The sequence below is a fragment of the Paraburkholderia sp. GAS348 genome, from assembly GCF_050434205.1.
Taxonomy (GTDB): domain Bacteria; phylum Pseudomonadota; class Gammaproteobacteria; order Burkholderiales; family Burkholderiaceae; genus Paraburkholderia.
In genome coordinates, this window is the sequence record NZ_JBNPVT010000055.1 from 1 (window position 1) to 2,917 (window position 2,917).

Annotated in this window: 1 protein-coding gene; it reads right to left on the reverse strand. The window is 66.4% G+C overall.

Features of this window, described 5'->3' with window-relative positions:
* Positions 1-2,917, reverse strand: a 2,917-nt coding sequence (locus P3T22_RS33090) for a beta strand repeat-containing protein (RefSeq protein WP_429327265.1), incomplete at both ends; no start/stop codon positions are given.

A 2,917-nucleotide genomic window follows, 5' to 3' on the forward strand; every position in this document is an offset into this window, starting at 1 on the left:
AGAAGCAATTTGTTCGCGTTGTCGACCGCGGTGAGCTGAGCCGTGCCCAACGCCGCGACCTGCGTGTTCGTCAACGACTGGATCTGCACCGACGAGAGGGCTGCGATACCGCCCGTCGACACCCCTGTCACCTGAGCCGCCGTCAGCGCGGCGATCTGGCTCGTCTTCAGATCCGAGAGGGCGGACGAGCCGTTCACGTCGTTCTGGGTGAGCTGGGCCGTGCTCAGCGCCGCGACGTCGGTGTTCGTCAACGCCTGGATCTGCGAATACTGCATTGCCGCAATCGCGCTGGTCGACATGGCTTTTAGCTGGGTCGCCGTCAGCGCCGCCACCTGAGTGGTCAAGAGATCGCTGAGCGCGGTAGAGCCGACGCTGTCACCCGACCCCAGTGCCGCCGCACTCAGGCCCGCGACCTGTGAGTTCGTGAGGGACTGCACTTCCCCGGACGTCAGCGCACCGATGCCGGTGCTCGTCAAGCCCTGGACCTGGGTGACCGTCAGTGCTTGCAGCTGACCGGTGGTGAGGCTACCGGCAATGCCGTTGACCTGAGTCGCGGTCAGTGCCTGCAGCTGGCTCGTCTTCAGAACCGAGAGAGCGGACGAGCCGTTCACGTCGTTCTGGGTGAGCTGGGCCGTGCCCAACGCCGCGACCTGCGTGTTCGTCAACGACTGGATCTGCACCGACGAGAGGGCTGCGATACCGCCCGTCGACACCCCTGTCACCTGAGCCGCCGTCAGCGCGGCGATCTGGCTCGTCTTCAGATCCGAGAGAGCGGACGAGCCGTTCACGTCGTTCTGGGTGAGCTGGGCCGTGCCCAACGCCGCGACCTGCGTGTTCGTCAACGACTGGATCTGCACCGACGAGAGGGCTGCGATACCGCCCGTCGACACCCCTGCCACCTGAGCCGCCGTCAGCGCGGCGATCTGGCTCGTCTTCAGATCCGAGAGAGCGGACGAGCCGTTCACGTCGTTCTGGGTGAGCTGGGCCGTGCCCAACGCCGCGACCTGCGTGTTCGTCAACGACTGGATCTGCACGGACGACAGCTCACCGATGCCCACCGTCCCGATCGCTTTCAGCTGGGTCGCCGTCAGCGCCGCCACCTGAGTGGTCAAGAGATCGCTGAGCGCGGTAGAGCCGACGCTGTCACCCGACTCCAGTGCCGTCGCACTCAGGCCCGCGACCTGTGCGTTCGTGAGGGACTGCACTTGCCCGGACGTCAGCGCACCGATGCCGGTACTCGTCAAGCCCTGAACCTGGGTGACCGTCAGTGCTTGCAGCTGAGCTGTGGAGAGGTTACCAACGACGCCGTTGACCTGAGTCGCGGTCAGTGCCTGCAGCTGGCTCGTCTTCAGAACCGAGAGAGCGGACGAGGAGCTGCCCCCGACGGACTGGGCGAGCTGGGCCGTGCCCAACGCCGCGACCTGGGTGTTCGTCAACGCCTGGATCTGCACCGACGAGAGGGCTGCGATGCCGCCCGTCGACACCCCTGTCACCTGAGCCGCCGTCAGCGCGGCGATCTGGCTCGTCTTCAGATCCGAGAGAACGGACGAGCCGTTCACGTCGTTCTGGGTGAGCTGGGCCGTGCCCAACGCCGTGACCTGCGTGTTCGTCAACGCCTGGATCTGCACCGACGAGAGAGCTGCGATACCGCCCGTCGACACCCCTGTCACCTGAGCCGCCGTCAGCGCGGCGATCTGGCCCGTCTTCAGATCCGAGAGAGCGGACGAGCCGTTCACGTCGTTCTGGGTGAGCTGGGCCGTGCCCAACGCCGCGACCTGCGTGTTCGTCAACGCCTGGATCTGCACCGACGAGAGGGCTGCGATACCGCCCGTCGACACCCCTGTCACCTGAGCCGCCGTCAGCGCGGCGATCTGGCTCGTCTTCAGAACCGAGAGAGCGGACGAGCCGTTCACGTCGTTCTGGGTGAGCTGGGCCGTGCCCAACGCCGCGACCTGCGTGTTCGTCAACGACTGGATCTGCACCGACGACAGCTCACCGATGCCTACCGTCCCGATCGCTTTCAGCTGGGTCGCCGTCAGCGCCGCCACCTGAGTGGTCAAGAGATCGCTGAGCGCGGTAGAGCCGACGCTGTCACCCGACTCCAGTGCCGCCGCACTCAGGCCCGCGACCTGTGAGTTCGTGAGGGACTGCACTTCCCCGGACGTCAGCGCACCGATGCCGGTGCTCGTCAAGCCCTGGACCTGGGTGACCGTCAGTGCATCCAGCTGACCGGTGGTGAGGCTACCAACGACGCCGTTGACCTGAGTCGCGGTCAGTGCCTGCAGCTGGCTCGTCTTCAGAACCGAGAGAGCGGACGAGGAGCTGCCCCCGACGGTCTGGGCGAGCTGGGCCGTGCCCAACGCCGCGACCTGCGTGTTCGTCAACGACTGGATCTGCACCGACGAGAGGGCTGCGATACCGCCCGTCGACACCCCTGTCACCTGAGCCGCCGTCAGCGCGGCGATCTGGCTCGTCTTCAGATCCGAGAGAGCGGACGAGCCGTTCACGTCGTTCTGGGTGAGCTGGGCCGTGCCCAACGCCGCGACCTGCGTGTTCGTCAACGCCTGGATCTGCACCGACGAGAGAGCTGCGATACCGCCCGTCGACACCCCTGCCACCTGAGCCGCCGTCAGCGCGGCGATCTGGCTCGTCTTCAGATCCGAGAGAGCGGACGAGCCGTTCACGTCGTTCTGGGTGAGCTGGGCCGTGCCCAACGCCGCGACCTGCGTGTTCGTCAACGCCTGGATCTGCACCGACGAGAGAGCTGCGATACCGCCCGTCGACACCCCTGCCACCTGAGCCGCCGTCAGCGCGGCGATCTGGCTCGTCTTCAGATCCGAGAGAGCGGACGAGCCGTTCACGTCGTTCTGGGTGAGCTGGGCCGTGCCCAACGCCGCGACCTGCGTGTTCGTCAACG